Raw genomic sequence first — 17,070 nt, forward strand, 5'->3', positions numbered from 1 at the left:
GTGACCTCATCGACCTGACCTAGTTCATCTCTTGCAGTGCGGAATTTATCGCCAAAGTGGCCGGTGCTGGATCGCAGCACGTGCGACAAACCAAACCTTAGTAGCCGAGGACCAGCACGCTCAAAGGATCACGGACGTATTGAAGGCTGGCGTTTTCAGAGGCCCGTTTGATGACGAATCGAAATTGACGGATGGGCGGTGATTTAAGTTTGGGATGTGGCCCCCAGCGACGCGCGGTCGAATGGCCGATATCGAAAAGAAAACAAAGTGCTATCTGACCGACCTCACTGATGAGGAGTGGACGCGGATACGGCCTTTCCTGCTCGGCGAGGTCATCCCGCGGCGGTGGGTCGTCGAGCGCACCTCGCCTGGATGACCCGCTGGCGACGTCTCGTACGCGACTACGAAAGCACATCGACCGCTCTCAGCCCAAGGGTTTACGGTGCCCTCGGAAGTCTCCTGCTAAGATGCATTGCTCACAAATAGGCCTTATCAAACGGAAGCGCATTCCGCGGCAGTTCCAGAGGGCCGACTACGTGGCCGACTGCGCTGCGCGACCTCTGAACGCAGGCTCATGGCGCCGTATGATTGGCGACCTCCAAGCTTGGCAGGTTTCATTGGATTAAATTAAGTTTCGTGGTCCTTGCCACGGGAAGGCCTTCCGAATATTAGTGCCCCCGCCACGGCAGCGCATATGGGGATACTTGATGAAAACAGCTTTGGTGTGTGGGGCGGGTGGGTTCATAGGCTCCCACCTCGTTAAAGAACTGAAGAGCCAAGGCTTTTGGGTTCGCGGCGTTGATCTTAAGATGCCCGCCTTCAGTGAAACCGCGGCTGACGACTTTATGGTTGCGGATCTGAGGGATCCCTATAACTGCCGATCGGCTGTAGATCGTCGCTTCGACGAAGTGTACCAGCTTGCCGCCGATATGGGCGGTGCCGGTTATATCTTTACCGGCGAGAACGACGCCGACATCATGCACAATTCGGCAACGATCAACCTCAACGTGTTGGACGCCTGTCTCCGCCGCAACAACAAGCGCATTTTCTACTCCTCCTCGGCCTGCATGTATCCGGCATACAATCAGGAAGATCCCAATCGCCCCGTCACCCAAGAAGATAGCGCTTATCCGGCAGCTCCCGATTCCGAGTATGGCTGGGAAAAGCTTTTTTCGGAGCGCCTCTATCTTGCATTTAACCGCAACTACGGTATGCAGTGCCGCGTAGCGAGATATCATAACATTTTCGGCCCCGAAGGGACGTGGGACGGCGGCAAGGAGAAGGCTCCCGCCGCCCTGTGCCGAAAGGTCGCGCAGGCCGAGAACGGGGGCGAAATCGAGATCTGGGGCGATGGCCTCCAGACCCGATCTTTCCTTTATATCGACCAGTGCATCAAGGGCACGATCATGTTGACCCGGTCGGATTTCGAAGGGCCGGTCAATATCGGTTCGGAGGAGATGGTTACGATCAACCAACTCGCCGACATGGTCATGACGATCGCCGACAAGAGACAGCGGATCCGGAATATCCCCGGGCCCGTGGGCGTGCGGGGCCGCAACTCTCATAACGAACTCATCCGCGAGCGCCTTGGCTGGGCCCCCGACGAGCCTCTCGAGATCGGCCTTCGCAAGACATATACGTGGATTGCAGGCCAAGTAGAGCGCGCTCGGGGCCGCAATCAACGCGCCGCAGCTTAAATATCACGTCTGTCCGGAACGACGATTCCATTCAGCTGAAAGGTTTGCCTATGAACGTCACGTCCACGCGGCCGCGACTCTCGGTTATTGGGCTTGGGAAGCTCGGTTCCCCCATGGCGGCGGTATTTGGCGTCAAGGGCTTTGATGTCGTCGGCGTCGATCTCAGCAGCACGTTTGTCAGTGCGCTCAATGCTGGCCGCGCGCCGGTCGAAGAGCCGCAACTTCAAGAATTTCTTGATCGTGCCAAGGGCCGTATTCGGGCGACGGGTGACTACGAGGACGCGATACGTTCAACGGACATCACCTTCATCATCGTTCCGACCCCGAGCGGACCGGACCGGCTGTTCCAGAATCGCTACGTCGTCGATGCGGTGGAGCGGATAGGCAAAGCCCTCCACAACAAGTCCGATTACCACGTGGTGGTGGTGACAAGCACTGTGATGCCAGGGTCGACGGGCGGCGAGATCCGCGCGGCGCTCGAGCGCACCTCCGGTCGGATTGTCGGCGAGAATCTCGGGCTTTGTTACAATCCTGAATTCATCGCTCTTGGCTCTGTCGTCCGTGACATGCTGTTCCCTGATATGATCCTGATCGGGGAATCCGATACGCGAGCGGGGGATATGCTGGAGGCAGTGTATCGCGGCTCGACGGAAAGCACGCCCGAGTTTCACCGCATGAACCTGGTGAATGCGGAGCTTTGCAAGATTTCCGTGAACACGTTCGTCACGACGAAGATTTCCTACGCGAACATGATTGCCGATATGTGCGATCACCTGCCGGGCGCTGACGCGCATGTGGTGACGCGCGCCGTCGGAGCAGACAGCCGCATCGGACGCAAGTATCTCAAGCCGGCCATCGGTTATGGCGGGCCGTGTTTCCCACGCGACAACAAGGCTTTCGCCGCTCTGGGGCGCAAGCTCGGCGTGAATTGCGAATTGGCCGAGGCCACCGATCGGGTGAATGATCACCAACTGCATCGGTTGATGGGTGCTGTCGAGGCGAGCGTCAGTCCCGGCCAGACGATTGCGGTGCTTGGACTCTCTTACAAGCCGCACACGGGCGTGGTCGAGGAAAGCCAGGGCGTGTCCCTTGCCGTAATGCTGGCCGAAGCCGGCTATGGAGTAATGGTTTCCGATCCGATGGCAAACGACGCAGGCGTAGCCGTGCTCGGGACCCGTGCCGACGTCTTCGCCTCGGCTGCCGATGCTGTCGCAAATGCCGATGCCGTCGTGATCATGACGCCTTGGCCCGAATTCAGCGAAATCAATTGGCACTCGGGCTTGTCGGCAGGTCAGTCGCGCGTTGTCATCGATCCATGGGGTATCGTCGAAACGACGGAGACGAGCGGCGTCAAGCTTGTTCGTCTCGGGCGTGGCGATTGGCGCCACGCATCTGCGGCCCGCGAGGCGGCGGCCTGAGGGCTAACCGATTGACCGGGGGCGGGCTGACCTCGTGCAGGAATACTTATCGTCTGGAGATGAAGTTTGATTTCGATTGTGCTTTACGGCCGGAACGACAATTACGGCTACAATCTCCATAAGCGCGCGGCGCTCAGCCTCAACTGCATGGCGGAAGTTCTCTCCGATCCCGCGGATGAGATCCTGTTCGTCGACTACAATACGCCCGACGACTTCCCGACTTTTCCTGAGGCGATCCAGGATACGCTCACCGACAAGGCCAAACGTCATCTCCGGATCCTGCGCGTTCGGCCCTCTGTCCATGCGCGTTTCGCGTCGCGCACGCATCTTGTGGCGCTGGAGCCGGTAGCCCGTAACGTTGCGGTTCGTCGTTCGAATCCGGCAAACCGGTGGATCCTGTCGACCAATACCGACATGGTCTTTGTCCCGCGCAAAGGACAGTCTCTATCAGAAACTGTTCGAGATCTCCCCAAGGGACACTACGGAATTCCGCGCTTTGAAGTCCCAGAAACGCTCTGGGAGTCCGTCGATCGTCTGAACGCACGTGCCGTAATCGAAGCCTTCGATCGGTGGGGATGGGATCTTCATCTGAACGAGATCGTGGCTGGCATGTCGCCATTCTTATTTGATGGGCCAGGCGACTTCCAACTGATGGAGCGCGCGGACCTTTTCGCCTTTCACGGTTTTCATGAGGAGATGTTGCTCGGCTGGCATGTGGACGCAAATATCGCGAAGCGGTTCAGCATGGTTTACGGGCATGTTGGCGACCTGTCGGCCCAGATCTTCGGTTACCATTGCGACCACACGCGGCAAGTGACGCCGGCGCATCGACGCGATGCCGTCGAGAATAATCCAGAGGAGTTCTTTCACCGCGTCGAACGGCCAGAACTGCCAGAGCAGGCGGAATCTTGGGGCTGTCCCGCTGATGAGGTGGAAGAGGTGCGGCTTGAGGGAGCGACTGGCGGCGTTTTTATAGACACCCTCAATGCCTTGCTGAAGACACCACTCTCCACGCCACTGCAGCGCTCCTATACTCCAGATTTTTATGATCGCTGTGGATATGCGCCCGAGCACGTGCTGCCATTCTTGATTGATCTCTTCGCGAGCATGCCGCGCACCTGCTCCGTTGCTTGGTTCGGTCAACGGGGCCGGATGTTTGAACTGTTCGTGGAGGCTTGGGCCGGCCTTGGTTTTACCTCTCCCATTCTCATAGCGGGCGAACTCGCCACACTCGGAAATTTGGAAGGCGAGGCGCATGTGAACCTCCTCACGCTTGAGGAGGTTGAAGCAACTGCCGATGCGTTCATATTTGACTTTGCTCGCGAGAATGGTGAGCCGCTCATTCCAGTCCCCCATGAGCACGATTGGCTCCTCGCGCGAGCCATGCTTAGTTGCTTCCATAGATTGGTCGATGCTGAAGAAGAACGGCAACGGCAGAAGGAAATGCCCCGCCGCTTTATTGGAATCAATGCGATCCACAATCGGTTTGAACGGGCGTTCAGTAGCCATATCAACGTTGCCCGCACACCTTTCAGCGTGCGCATTAGACACGGCTTTATCAATCCACCAAATTTGGATGAGGCGGGAGTAGAATGGCTGCCGAATATGCTCCCCGGCACCGCCGGCGTCAGGGACGGTAAAATAATTCGTTCCCGCAGCAACACAGCCGGTCACGTGACTTACGGCCCTTACGCGCACCCGCTGCCTGGCAAGTACAAAGTTTCCATAGACCTTGAATACGATAGGATCAGCGCTCCTGGAGAAAACGGGATTGAACAGGCGGTGCGACGCGTCCTTGGCAACGTCGGAAATAGATTTCCATATGGTCCGGTCGATTGGAAGAAAAGTGCCATGTCCGCACAGCGGCTCGATGTAAATATCGAAATTGCGGCCGGCGACGACGTCATCACCAGCCTTCAGCTTAATGGCATTGACGTTGCAACCTCATCCTACAGTTTGGTTTTTGATGTCGCGTCAGCACTTTCTATGAGTGGCACCCCTGATGCCATCGAGGTGCGAATCCACTCAAATGGGGCAGCGGAATTCCGTGTAACACGTGTGGTTGCGCAGCGGCTTGGCCCACAAGCACCACTTTCTCATCGAATCAAACGTCTATCACCTGCCTTTTCCAAGGAGCACTGAATGTCCACCGCAACTGTCGCCAATCTTCCCGGGATTGAAGACGTGCAATCCTATTGGGATCGCCGTCCTTGCAATGTCAGACACTCCACCCAGCCTGTCGGGAGCCGTGAGTATTTTGATGAAGTCGAAGCCAGGAAGTACTTTGTCGAGCCGCATATTCCTGGATTTGCTGATTTTCCTCGTTGGAAGGGCAAAAGGGTGCTTGAGATCGGCTGCGGTATCGGCACGGATGCTACCAACTTCGCGCGGCAAGGTGCTGACTACACAGCCATCGAACTATCAGCTGCGAGCCTGGAACTTGCAAAGAAGCGCTTTGAGCAGTTTGGTCTCAAAGGCTCCTTTCACGTCGGCAATGCGGAAGAAGTGGGCCGCGTCGTCGGTCCTAACAAGTTCGACTTGATCTATTCTTTCGGCGTTATCCATCATACACCTAACCCCAGGGCAGTTATTGAGAGCGCGCGTAGCATTATCGCGACGGATGGCGAACTGAGGATCATGCTCTACGCATCGAATTCCTGGAAATCGATCATGATCGATGCTGGGTTTGATCAGCCTGAGGCGCAAACCGGTTGTCCGATCGCATTCACCTATACCAATGACGAGGTACGTGAACTCCTGGACGGTCAATTTGAGGTAACCGAGATACGCCAGGATCATATCTTTCCTTATGTCGTCGAAAAGTATGTCCGCTACGAGTATGAGCCGCAGCCGTGGTTCAAAGCAATGCCAGAGGAGATGTTCGCATCGCTCGAAAAAGCCTTGGGCTGGCATTTGATGATTACTGCAAAACCGATCTAGAAGAGGCGGGCCCAAGACACGGTATTAGTGCTGGAGCAATGGGGGCGCCCAAGCGGTGTTCTCCGCATGCGAATGCTAGCCTCCCTATGTGAACGACCCATTCACCCAAGACGGGGCGCTGAGGGCCCCGGCTTTTCTGCTGACAGTCGTGTGCAGAACGTCAAGATTTGACGTTCTGCGGAAGAGCGCGTGGGTAGGTTGGCACGCGAAATCATGTTACTAGTTCGGTGTGGTTGCCGGAAACCGACGTCCTCTGGAGCCGCTTCGAACGTGATCTGGGTGCATCGGTTTCACGGTGAGCTGGTAATAGGCCAAATGATGAGAAAAACCGGTCGGAGAGTATGCCGCGTGGCGGCAGGACGCAGGCGTTTGGGCGAAGAATAGCCGCTGAAGCTTTTAACAGAGACACTTCAAGCCCCTGATGCACGGATCGGGATTATAATCTGAGCGCACTGCCGAACTGGCGGGGCGCAGACGACGGCGGAGTGACAATGAGAGCTGATGCTGAAGTTTGGAAAATCCTCGACGAAGAGGTTGCCTTTGACGCTCCACCCTATTTGTCCGTCACGCGTCAGCGAGTGCGCACCGATAGCGGCGTCGAGATCGACGATTATTGGCAGGTTCGCCTTCCCGATTTCGCGATCGCAGTTGCCGTTACGGACAAGAACGAAATTATCACGCTCTGGCAGTACAAGCACGGCGCGCGTCGGCACGGACTCACCTTTCCGGCTGGCCATATTAACCCGGGTGAAGATGCCGCGACGGCGGTGCGGCGGGAATTGCTGGAAGAAACGGGCTATGAAACGGGCGCCGTCACCCCCTTGGGACGCTGCGCCGTCAGCGGCAATCAAGGCTGCGGGGAGGCGCATCTGTTTCTGCTCACAGGCTGCCGTCGCGTCGCCGAACCTGATGCCGGGGACTTGGAAACGATGGAAGTGAGGCTCTTGAACCTCGAAGCGGTCGAGCGCGCGATTCAGTGCGGAAACATCGCAGTTCTTCCTCATCTTGCCGTATGGGCGGCCGCAAGACGCTATCTCGCCTAGGCTCCCTTTGAGCCAGACTGGACTGGGATCTGCCGCTCTGACCGATCCAAAACTGCAGTGGTACGTGCTGCCTTCGGATTGAAACGGCGCACGAGGAGAAAGCGAAAAAATGTCGACATCCGCAGAACAGCAGCGCGTCTTTTCGCTTGTGCCGGGGGCGGCGCCGATCGAGCTTGTCGCATTCTATCCGGAATTTACCGACTATTACCCGGAGAGCGAACTCCAAACGAAACGGTGGCTCGTCCAAAATGCGGGGACGGATTGGGTGACACTCGATGTCGGTGCGAATGTCGGCGTCTATTCGATGCTGATGTCACGCCTGTCACCGGAAGGGCACGTGCACGCATTCGAGCCGACGGCGACGGCGGAGTTGCTTCGGAAAAATCTTGCGGCGCAGGGCATCGGGAACGTCACCGTGCGTCAGGTTGCCATGGGCAACCAGGCGGGCATGCTCGACGAGTCGATTTATCGCATATGGGGAGCGGCGCCCGAACGGCAGCACTACGATTTCAACACGCTGGATCGGTTCGTGACGGAAGCCGGACTTGCGCGTGTCGATTGCATCAAGATCGACGTCGATGGCTTCGACCTCGAGGTCCTCAAAGGCGCGGAGAAAACGCTCGAGCGCTTCAATCCCTGGGTGATCATCGAACTGAATCATGCGCTTGCCACGCGCGGTCAGTCGGTTGGCGATGCGATGCTGTGGCTCCTGGCACGCGGCTATAACAGCGCCCTGGTCCTGGACCAGGAGAATTTTATTCTGAAGCGCGAGCCTTCGGATACCGCGGGCCCGGCGGACCGCCTCTCGCTCACCTTCGATCGTGAGCCCATCCTGCTTCCACCCGTGTTCGGGCCCGGCGAACCATTGCCGGCGTTCTTCTCGCCTGTCGCGAAGCTGCACAATGGCGCCATCTCGGTTCCTGACCATCCGCGGGCCCTCCAGATTCCGGGCCCGCGCTGGTCCTATGGTGCGTCCTGGTCACGCGAGGGCGCGCAGACGGCGGGCTCGATTATCGTGGAAGCCGAAATCGAGGTGTCGGCCGGTGCGGTCGGCCTTGGCTGTCTCGCGTCCGATCTCACCGTCTATGTCGGAAAAGAAATGATGATCCACGCGGCGCCAGGTCCGCAGATGGTTCGGCTTTTTGTGCCGCAGGCGGAGACGGTTGAAGCGCTGATGCTCCGAAACGTGACCGAAGGCGGAGAACCGGCGCGGGCCGAGATCCATTCCGTTCGCGTCTTCACGGCTCGGCCGGCCGCAGTGACGGCCTCTCCGGTCCTTGATCCGCGCGTTCGTAGCTTCGATCTGAACGAATGCCTCGCCAATGACGGAACGACTGCTCGGGACACGCGGCAAATCAGGATCGTTCCTGTCGGCGAACTGGGCGATGCACTCGACTTGAAGGCGCCCTATGTTCCTGAGAGGATGGTCTATCGATATGGGATTGACCGCTTCAAGACGGAAGTCGATGAGCCCGGCATCTATCGGTATCTCTATAAACACCTGTCGCCACGCCGGCATCTTGAATTCGGCACCTGGGAGGGATTCGGAACCGTGCTGTGCGCACAATCGTGCGCAGCGGAGATCTGGACCATCAACCTGCCTGAAGGCGAGCGCGACGAACAGGGCAACCCTCTCTACGGGCGCCAGGCCCTCGAAGGAGAAACGCTCAAGCCGGCCGAACACGGGCAGGCAGGCGATGCGGGTGAGCGCATCGGCTGGCGTTATCGCGCAGCCGGCTTGTCGGATCGCGTCCATCAGATCCTGTGCGACAGCCGCGAGTTCCGCGCGGAAGAGTTTGCGCCCGAGTTCTTCGATACCATTCTCGTGGATGGCGGGCATACACCCGAAGTCGTCATAAGCGACACCGACAAGGCCATTCCCTTGCTGCGGTCGGGCGGCGTGATGATATGGCACGATTTCTGTCCCGATCCGGCGGCGCTTGCCGCGTCCGAGGCTGGTCAGGGCGTCATGCGCGCCATCGTCGACAATTACGATCGATGGCGGCCTCACTTCTCACAGGTGTTCTGGGTGAGGCCCAGCTGGTTGCTCATCGGCGTGAAAGCGTAGTGGCGGAACGAACGGACAGGCCGGAATGACGATGACAAACTTCTTCAATCTTCATCAGCACGGCTTCGTACGCGTCGCTGCGGGAGCGCCGCGCGTGCGCGTTGCGGATCCGGTGTTCAACGCCGAGCGAACTCTCGAGATGACACGGAATGCCGCCTCACAAGGCGCATCCCTTGTGCTTTTTCCGGAACTCGGCCTGAGTGCATACGCAATCGATGATTTGCTGCAGCAAACGGCGCTGCTGGAGGCAGCCGAATCCGCAGTTAAAGAACTTCTCGATGCGACTCGCGACCTGTCATGCCTCATTTTTATCGGCGCGCCGGTGCGCGCCGGCGGACGGCTCTACAATGCGGGGCTCGCCTTGCATCGCGGTCGTCTGCTGGCGGCGTTTCCAAAGACCTATCTGCCGAGCTATCGCGAGTTTTACGAGAAGCGCCACTTTTCCCCGGGTGGCGGTCATGTCCCGCCCGTCTTGCGGTTCGCCGGACAGGAAGCGCCGTTCGGCAGCGACATTCTGCTTCGCGCCGAGGATGTTCCGGATTTCATCGTGCATGCCGAAATCTGCGAGGACGTCTGGGCACCTGTCCCGCCAAGCGTGGCCGCGGCTCTCGCAGGTGCGACGCTGCTCGTCAACCTATCGGCAAGCAACATCACTGTAGGCAAGTCGGAATACCGTCATGCCCTCTGCAAGGTCCATTCGGCGCGTTGTCTTGCCGCCTATCTCTATTCGGCGGCGGGGCAGGGCGAGTCGACCACGGATCTCGCGTGGGACGGCCAAGCGATGATCTACGAGAACGGCGCATTGCTTGTCGAGGCCCAGCGCTTCGCGCGCGAGCCGCAACTGATTTTCGCAGATGTCGATCTCGAGTTGCTGCAGCAGGAGCGAATGCGGCAATCGTCATTCGGTGACGCCGTCGATTTCAATCGTCCGCCGACGCCTTTCCGTGAAGTCACTTTCCGCGCCGATCCTGAGCGAGGCGGTGATCTTGGATTCAGGCGGAACATCGCACGCTTCCCGTTTGTACCGGCCCAGTCGGCACAGCTTTCGGAACTCTGCTACGAGGCGTACAACATCCAATCTCATGGCTTGCGGCAGCGATTGGAAGCGACGGGCGTGAAGCGCCTCGTCATCGGCGTGTCGGGGGGATTGGACTCCACGCAGGCGTTGCTCGTCGCCGCTCATGCGTTCGATCAGCTAGGCTTACCCCGGAGCGATATTCTCGCCTATACGCTGCCTGCCTTCGGCACGAGCGACCGTACGCGCGCAAATGCCTGGGCTCTCATGAAGGCATTGGGCGTCACTGCGGCTGAGATCGACATGACCCCGGCGTGTCGACAGATGTTAACCGATATCGGCCATCCCTTTGCAAAGGGCGTGCCCCTGTACGACATCGCCTTCGAGAATGTCCAAGCCGGGGCGCGAACTTCGGTACTCTTCCGACTAGCCAATCAACACAATGGAATCGTGCTCGGAACTGGCGATCTCTCGGAACTCGGCCTGGGATGGTGCACGTACGGCGTGGGCGATCACATGTCGCATTACAACGTCAACGCCTCGGTATCGAAGACACTGATTCAGCATCTGATCCGCTGGGTCGCGAACGAGGACATCTTTGGCACGGTGGCTCGACCGATCCTGCTCGACATTTTGGATACGGAGATCTCGCCGGAACTGATCCCTGGTGACCAGAGCGAGGCGCCGGCTCAACTCACCGAGGACCACGTTGGCCCTTATGCGCTGCAGGACTTCAACCTTTTCTACACGATCCGCTATGGATTTCGCCCTTCAAAAATCGCGTTCCTGGCGTATCAGGCTTGGCGCGATGCAACCACCGGGGAGTGGCCGCCGCACACGCCGGAGGCGAAAAGACGGGCATACGATTTGGCGGAAATCGCCAAGTGGCTTCGGGTCTTTGTCTATCGTTTCTTCACCACCAGCCAATTCAAGCGTTCGGCGCTGCCCAACGGTCCGAAGGTCAGTTCAGGCGGTTCCCTGTCTCCTCGCGGCGACTGGCGGGCGCCGAGCGACGGGAATGCATCAACCTGGCTTGCGGACCTCGAGAAGATCCCCCTCGAAAGCCCTCTAGGAGCGAGAGAATGTCGCCCGTAGGCTGCGAGCAAGGTCACGCCGAGGCAAGGAGTTTCGCGGCCCTTTCGCCATAAGCTTTTTGTGAAAGGAAGCGGGTCGCGTGTGTTTGCGCGGCCAATCCGAGATTCCTCCGGAGATCGGGATCGGCCCGCAGGGTTCGCAGAGCCTCCGCGGCTTGTTCAACATCGGCGTCGGCCCAACACATGTCGGGATGCTCGTAGGTGTTTTGCGGATCGTGGGCGGGGACCAGCTTGTAACCCACCGGCATACCTGTTTCGCGCGTCATGAAATCCGTATTGCCGGACCAGTCGGTCGCGATGACAGGCAGGCCCCGCAACATGCCCTCGGCGACCACGAGGCCGAAGCCCTCCGCGCGGTGCAGGGACATGACAACGTCCGATTCCGCATACAATGCTTCGATCTCGGCGAAATCCAGCATCTCGCCGATGAAAACCACATTGGAAGCGCCGCCCGCCGCGTCCTTCATCAGTTGGACAGCCTTGGGATAGGCGGAAGCGTTGGCGAATTTCACGATCAAACGAGCGCCCGGGTCGTCACCGAACGCCTGCCGAAAGGCCCTGATGGCGGCGCACGGATTTTTACGCTCAAAACTCGAGGCGATGTTGAGGATCACCAGGGCGGTAAAAGGGCGCCCATCGCTTGTGGCTTCTGGTCGGGGTCCTCCTGCCTGGGGAACCATAGGATGCGGGAGTATGTGGACAGGTCGGTCGCCGGTGATCGTACTGATCGCCTCCGCCGCAAACCGGCTCGGTGTCCAAATCTCATGCACAAAGGGCACGCCCAAACGCCAATCCTCCGGCATTCGTGGCAATTCCCACACCCAGTGGGCCACGATACGCTTGTCCTTCACAACCGCCCGACCAAGACGGAGCAAGGCGAGCGGCACAAGCGGGCCGCCGACATGCAGGAAAAGGCTCCCGGCGCCGATCAGGTTGCGTCCATCCTCGAAGTCAAAATCCGCGCGATTCTCATCGTAGAGGAGGGCACGTGTCAGATCGATTCCGTAGACGGATAGCCCCGCTTGCTTGAGCGCGTCGTGGCAGATTCTGGCGCCCTCTCCGAGTCCTGACGCCGAGCGGAGTGGCCCGGCCACGATCACCGGAGCGACCGCTCTCGCACCCGCTGTCACGCGGGGCGCGAGCCAGGCCGATCCGTGAAGGAGGGCAGCGCGTCTCGCATTGCGCGGCAATCGTTGCCAGACATGACGGTGAGCGAGCTTTAGCAGGGCGTTTCGCATCCATGCTCCACGGCCGAGGACGAATACGCTCTCATGTTGATCAGATGGACCGTCAGGAGGCGAGCGTTGTCAGTTGCTGCGTGTCTGAGGGAGATGCCGGAGGCTCTCCCGTCTCATACTGCTTCAGCACTGCGTCTGTCTCACCTTCCATCACAATGGAGCCGCTATCCATCCAGAAGAGGCGTGTGCACCATTGCGCGAGAATCTGAGGCGAGTGGGATGCGAGAATGAGGATCTGCGAGCGTGATACGAAGCTGTCGACACGCTCGCGCGCCTTTTGCAGAAAGCGCCGGTCGCCAGCCATGATCCACTCATCCATCAGAAGAATGTCGGGATGAGTTGCGGTGGCAATGGCGAAGGAGAGACGCATACCCATGCCGGCCGAATATGTCCGGACGGGCACGTGCAAGAACTCGCCGAGTTCGCTGAATTCAGCGATTGCGGGCGCGAGTTTTTCGATCTCCTTGGGATGCAGCCCCATGTAGAGGCCGCGCAAAAGGATGTTCTCATAACCCGTCGCATCCGGATCGGAGCCAAGCCCGATGTTCAGGAGCGCATTGACGCGTCCTTCGACCTTGATGTCGCCCGACGTCGGCTCGTAGATGCCCGCGAGCACGCGCAGAAGCGTGCTCTTGCCGGCGCCATTGGTTCCGATCAGGCCGATTCGCTCGCCGTGCTCGATATTGCAAGTGACGTTGTTCAGTGCGTTGACGACGGTGTGCCCGCCATCGGTCGAGATCGTCCGCGACCGCGATACAGCTTTGCCTGCTTCCAACAGACTGCGCTTTAACGACCGGCTGCTGTCGCGATAGAGAGGAAAGCGCAGGTTGATATTGGAAAGTCTAATGGACGACATGTATCAGACCCAGAATGGAATGCGGGCACGAAACCGGGCAAAAAACAGGAACGTCACGAGAAAACCCACTGTTGTAACGCCGAAAGCCATACCCCAGACCGGCATCGGGATCGTGTGGCCAAGTAACGGACCTCGCGCAATCTCGAGGAAAGCGTAGACCGGGTTCAGATACAGGACCCAGAACTTGTTACCGAGAGCATCTGGCATCCAGATGATCGGGGTCAAGAAGAATACAATTTGCGTAAGGCTCGACACGATCGGTCCGATATCTCGAAAGCGGGCGCAGACCATCCCAAGGAGCAACGTGACCCAGATCCCATTCAGCAGGATCAGAAACAGGCCGAGTAGACTCACCAGGCTGTATAGCGATTGAGGGACTGCAAAGATCAGCAATACCGCCGCGGCAACGACGCAATTGTGAAGAAAAATGATGAAATTCCGAACCACGCTTCGAAGTACGTGGACAGTCATTGGCATCCTCACCTGAAGCATAATGCTCTCGGCTCTGATGAATGCTGACGTGCCTTCATTGATAAGCGACGAAATAAGGTTCCAGAATAGAACGCCCAGCGTGAGGTATGGCAGGAAAGTCGTAATCTCGATTTTCCAGATGGCCGAATACAAAAAGCCTAACGCCCCCACCATGATGGCCATGCTGATGGTGAGCCAGAATGGCCCGAGTATCGAGCCGCGATAGCGCTGCCGGATGTCCTGCCAAGCCAGCGTGCTCCATAGCCACCAGCTCTCGACACCCGCCACGAGATCGTCCACGGCAAGCTGCGTGTTCGTCCGCCGGGGCGCATAGCCGGCAGCGGAGGTTTCTATTGTTCTCAGGGCCAGATTGCCGCTCATCTCATTCAAGGTTGCGGTTAGAGGACGGAAGGGGGCAGATGCGCCCCTCCCGTTCGTGAGTCAATCTTAAAATGGTCGCAGCCAGAGTAACCGGTTGCGGTTTCGTCGAGCCGTAGAGGCATCGTCATCGACGCAAAATCAGGTCCGCGAAATCGTCGCTCTTCAAGACCGCATCGACAGAATCGACGCCAAAAGGTTCTTCGAGTCCATCGTGTTGAAGCCAGGTTATGGAAAAGCCCAGATGCAGCATATCCGCCACGAATGCCTTCGGATCCTGCCCGAATTCAACGTAACGTCGGGGTGAGAATTCAAGAACAATTCGCATCGGCGAACGCTCTTCCAGCAAATCTCGCATTCCGAGCCAGGCAGAATACTCATACCCCTCGACGTCCATTTTCATGAAGGTGGGTTTTATCGGCCGTCCAAACTCACGTTGAATATTGGCCAATATGACGGGCAGCGGCTTGACCTCGACCTGCTCCGAATCGCCAAGGGTCGACCCGCCCGGGAGCAGTGAGGCACTCCCTTTATAGGCTCCGAATCGTCCCAAGGAGGCTTGAATTTGCTTTTCGCCAGTCGCAAGTTGAGCGACCGATGCGAACGCCCCAAAGCCATTGACGGCAATTGATTTTTTGATTCTGTCGGCGAGCGCCTTCTGAGGTTCGATGGCGACTACGAAGCCGGTCGGTCCGACCAGATGCGCTGCAAGCAGTGAGAAATATCCGCAATTTGCACCGATATCCACGAAGGTGTCGCCGGCACCCAGTTCGCGCATAATGACATCCGTCACCCACGGCTCCCAGCTGCCATCGTACATGATATGTGGTGTTAGGGAGATGTCCTCGCTGTCCAAGTATATTTTGCGCTTGAAAGAGGTCTCCGTCAGCACGGTCTGGTTGCCGATGTACTGACAAAACCGTCCGGTTCGCTTGCTGCCGCTCAGCCCATCGGGGGTTTGGTCGATCGCATACTGAAAGAAGCTCTTTACCGCGTCACTCTCCTTATCGATGCTCCGGACGCATAAAATCACGTAGACATCATTCGCAAAGACGATCTCGCTGCGCCCGGCAAAGCTCGCCCACCACGAAGGTTCGATCTTCGAAAGATGTCCCTTGTGAAACAATATGTATTTCTGGGCATAGAGCGTGTCCTGTTGAATTGCTCCATCCAACGGCAGGACGATTGGATCGTTGAAAGCACGAAAATCCGGGCTGTATGCCGGTACTTCATGCTTGCGGAGCCAGTCGAGGGCGCTCTGCCGGCCGCCCGGCATGATATTGGCCTCTTTTCTTGGCTCATGATCCGGTTTCAGAGAAGGGACCTGAAAAAACTTTCGCATCGTTTTTCTCTTTTTACTTAAGTCCAAAGTTCTTTCAGCCGGCCCGGGAGATGAACGGAGCAGGCATTCGATCAGTCTTGCTGATGACGGAGGATATTGTCGACAGTGACGTCGCGCCTTCCTGCTGACTGTTTTAAAGCCAGAACCGTCAAGCCACCTCGGGCATGGATATCCCAACCTTCTTGTAGGCCATCGCCAGCCTTTGACGATATGCCTCGTCGGAGAATTTTGCCGCTTGCGCGGGTCCCCGCTGAGACAGTTCCCGCCGCAAGTCCGCGTCGTGGGTCAGAGCCCGGATGCCCTTCGTCAGCTCGGTCATGTCAAGCGGGTCGACTAATACTGCCGCGTCGCCCGCGACTTCGGGAAGTGAACTCGTGTTCGAAGTCAGCACCGGGATACCGAGTTTCATCGCCTCGAGCACGGGGAGACCAAAGCCCTCGTAGATCGAAGGAAAAGCGAAGAAGCGAGCGCATTGCAGAAGGGCTGTCACATGCCGCCGCGGCAAATAGCCGAGCTGGCGCACGATTGGCTTGCGCATGCTGACCGCTGTGATGAGTTCCAATTCCTCTCGGTTGAGCCACCCCTTCGGTCCCGCAATGAGCAGGGGAATACCGGTATTGGCCATCAGAAAGGCCTCTATGAGACGCTTGAGGTTCTTTTTCGGCTCAATAGCACCGAGGAAGAGCGCATATTTTCCGGGCTCCGCTCCGTAAATTGTCTCGACCAGCCGTGCCGCGTCAGCCTGCTCGAGATTGGGCAGGTTGGGCGTCGGCTGATAAGTCACGCTCACGCGTTCCTGGTCGACCTTCAGAATGTCCACGATATGCCGCTTGGAGGCTTCCGAGACCGTGATGATATGATCGGCCTCACGCGCGATCGCCGTATGCAGGCGAAGCTGGTGCGCACCGCGATCAACGACGAAATATGGGAATTGCAAGGGTATCAGATCGTGCAACGTGTAGATGTTCGGTACACCCCGGGCCTTGAGCGCCATGGGACCGGTCCAATGGGCGAGCTCGACACCCTTCGGCACCTCAATCTGCATAAACCGTTCTTTGAGGGCGAAACGCAAATGCGCGCGTTCGTAAACTCCCGAGGCATTGAACACGCGATCGGCTGTTGGCAATGGCGGCTCGAAAGCGCCCAGGTCGACCCCCTCGATGGAAACCTTGCTGGGGCGCACACGCCTGGACAATCCGATCGCCGCACCGGCAAGGAACGGGGCATGCCGAAACGCACGGACCCAGCGGTTCTCGACCGATGCCTCGCTGCCAAACACCTGTACCGCAAGGCTTTGTGGCAATGCGTGACGCGGCGCTTGGGCATTTCGGCCGTAAAGGACACTCAGGTCGAAGCCCGAGGATCTCAGCGCCCGGGCTAGCGTCCGCCCATACGAGCCAATCCCGGTGGCGGTCTTGCTAAGAAACTGCGATCCATCGATAAGGACGCCTCGGTCTGCCATATTGTCTTAGCCTCTTCGACGTCCAAATTTCGGTTGATTCCGCCCGTC

Annotated in this window: 12 protein-coding genes and 1 pseudogene; 8 read left to right on the top strand and 5 right to left on the bottom strand. The window is 58.3% G+C overall.

The window, feature by feature from the left end:
* Positions 1 to 328 precede the first annotated feature (328 nt).
* The 8 genes and pseudogenes from FEZ63_RS25395 to FEZ63_RS00140 all read left to right on the top strand — a co-directional run.
* Positions 329 to 486 (top strand): annotated as a pseudogene (locus FEZ63_RS25395) (IS5/IS1182 family transposase); the annotation flags it as partial.
* Positions 487 to 707: 221 nt separating this feature from the next.
* Entirely contained in the window at positions 708 to 1,697 is a 990-nt protein-coding gene (locus FEZ63_RS00110; RefSeq protein ID WP_150941605.1) for an NAD-dependent epimerase/dehydratase family protein, read from the top strand.
* Between the two features lie 50 nt (positions 1,698 to 1,747).
* Positions 1,748 to 3,115: a UDP-glucose dehydrogenase family protein gene (locus FEZ63_RS00115; RefSeq protein WP_150941606.1), complete on the top strand. Its 1,368-nt coding sequence runs from the start codon at positions 1,748 to 1,750 to the stop codon at positions 3,113 to 3,115.
* 66 nt (positions 3,116 to 3,181) lie between these two features.
* Positions 3,182 to 5,257 (top strand): hypothetical protein, encoded by a 2,076-nt coding sequence (locus FEZ63_RS00120; protein ID WP_150941607.1) that lies wholly within the window; start codon positions 3,182 to 3,184, stop codon positions 5,255 to 5,257.
* Positions 5,258 to 6,055, top strand: a complete 798-nt coding sequence (locus tag FEZ63_RS00125; protein WP_244622576.1) for a class I SAM-dependent methyltransferase — start codon at positions 5,258 to 5,260, stop codon at positions 6,053 to 6,055.
* A gap of 491 nt (positions 6,056 to 6,546) precedes the next feature.
* The gene (locus tag FEZ63_RS00130; RefSeq protein WP_150941608.1) at positions 6,547 to 7,098 is read left to right on the top strand and encodes an NUDIX hydrolase; all 552 of its coding nucleotides are present in this window, start codon (positions 6,547 to 6,549) and stop codon (positions 7,096 to 7,098) included.
* Between the two features lie 109 nt (positions 7,099 to 7,207).
* Positions 7,208 to 9,166 carry an FkbM family methyltransferase gene (locus FEZ63_RS00135; RefSeq protein ID WP_150941609.1) on the top strand — a complete coding sequence of 653 codons (1,959 nt, stop codon included), beginning with the start codon at positions 7,208 to 7,210 and terminating at the stop codon, positions 9,164 to 9,166.
* Between the two features lie 31 nt (positions 9,167 to 9,197).
* Complete coding sequence (locus FEZ63_RS00140; protein WP_150941692.1) at positions 9,198 to 11,276, top strand: NAD(+) synthase; 2,079 nt, start codon at positions 9,198 to 9,200, stop codon at positions 11,274 to 11,276.
* 13 nt (positions 11,277 to 11,289) lie between these two features.
* Here FEZ63_RS00140 and FEZ63_RS00145 read toward each other — a convergent pair whose 3' ends face one another.
* The 5 genes from FEZ63_RS00145 to FEZ63_RS00165 form a co-directional block, all read right to left on the bottom strand.
* A complete protein-coding gene (locus FEZ63_RS00145) occupies positions 11,290 to 12,513 on the bottom strand; it encodes a glycosyltransferase family 4 protein (RefSeq protein ID WP_150941610.1) in 1,224 nt (407 codons plus the stop codon).
* A gap of 52 nt (positions 12,514 to 12,565) precedes the next feature.
* Positions 12,566 to 13,369 carry an ABC transporter ATP-binding protein gene (locus FEZ63_RS00150; protein WP_150941611.1) on the bottom strand — a complete coding sequence of 268 codons (804 nt, stop codon included), beginning with the start codon at positions 13,367 to 13,369 and terminating at the stop codon, positions 12,566 to 12,568.
* Positions 13,370 to 13,372: 3 nt separating this feature from the next.
* On the bottom strand, positions 13,373 to 14,221 hold the full coding sequence (locus FEZ63_RS00155) for an ABC transporter permease (protein WP_150941612.1): 849 nt from the start codon (positions 14,219 to 14,221) through the stop codon (positions 13,373 to 13,375).
* 124 nt (positions 14,222 to 14,345) lie between these two features.
* Positions 14,346 to 15,560 carry an FkbM family methyltransferase gene (locus FEZ63_RS00160; RefSeq protein ID WP_150941613.1) on the bottom strand — a complete coding sequence of 405 codons (1,215 nt, stop codon included), beginning with the start codon at positions 15,558 to 15,560 and terminating at the stop codon, positions 14,346 to 14,348.
* A 148-nt stretch (positions 15,561 to 15,708) separates the two neighbouring features.
* A complete protein-coding gene (locus tag FEZ63_RS00165; RefSeq protein WP_150941614.1) occupies positions 15,709 to 17,022 on the bottom strand; it encodes a glycosyltransferase family 4 protein in 1,314 nt (437 codons plus the stop codon).
* Positions 17,023 to 17,070 lie beyond the last annotated feature (48 nt).

Source organism: Microvirga brassicacearum (assembly GCF_008757455.1).
In the GTDB taxonomy this organism is placed as follows: Bacteria; Pseudomonadota; Alphaproteobacteria; order Rhizobiales; family Beijerinckiaceae; genus Microvirga; species Microvirga brassicacearum.

Coding starts and splice junctions, on each gene's coding strand:
- FEZ63_RS00140 (WP_150941692.1), top strand. CDS start 9,198: ATGACAAACTTCTTCAATCTTCATCAGCACGGCTTCGTACGCGTCGCT.
- FEZ63_RS00150 (WP_150941611.1), bottom strand. CDS start 13,369: ATGTCGTCCATTAGACTTTCCAATATCAACCTGCGCTTTCCTCTCTAT.
- FEZ63_RS00160 (WP_150941613.1), bottom strand. CDS start 15,560: ATGCGAAAGTTTTTTCAGGTCCCTTCTCTGAAACCGGATCATGAGCCA.
- FEZ63_RS00155 (WP_150941612.1), bottom strand. CDS start 14,221: ATGAGCGGCAATCTGGCCCTGAGAACAATAGAAACCTCCGCTGCCGGC.
- FEZ63_RS00110 (WP_150941605.1), top strand. CDS start 708: ATGAAAACAGCTTTGGTGTGTGGGGCGGGTGGGTTCATAGGCTCCCAC.
- FEZ63_RS00165 (WP_150941614.1), bottom strand. CDS start 17,022: ATGGCAGACCGAGGCGTCCTTATCGATGGATCGCAGTTTCTTAGCAAG.
- FEZ63_RS00125 (WP_244622576.1), top strand. CDS start 5,258: ATGTCCACCGCAACTGTCGCCAATCTTCCCGGGATTGAAGACGTGCAA.
- FEZ63_RS00145 (WP_150941610.1), bottom strand. CDS start 12,513: ATGCGAAACGCCCTGCTAAAGCTCGCTCACCGTCATGTCTGGCAACGA.
- FEZ63_RS00135 (WP_150941609.1), top strand. CDS start 7,208: ATGTCGACATCCGCAGAACAGCAGCGCGTCTTTTCGCTTGTGCCGGGG.
- FEZ63_RS00115 (WP_150941606.1), top strand. CDS start 1,748: ATGAACGTCACGTCCACGCGGCCGCGACTCTCGGTTATTGGGCTTGGG.
- FEZ63_RS00130 (WP_150941608.1), top strand. CDS start 6,547: ATGAGAGCTGATGCTGAAGTTTGGAAAATCCTCGACGAAGAGGTTGCC.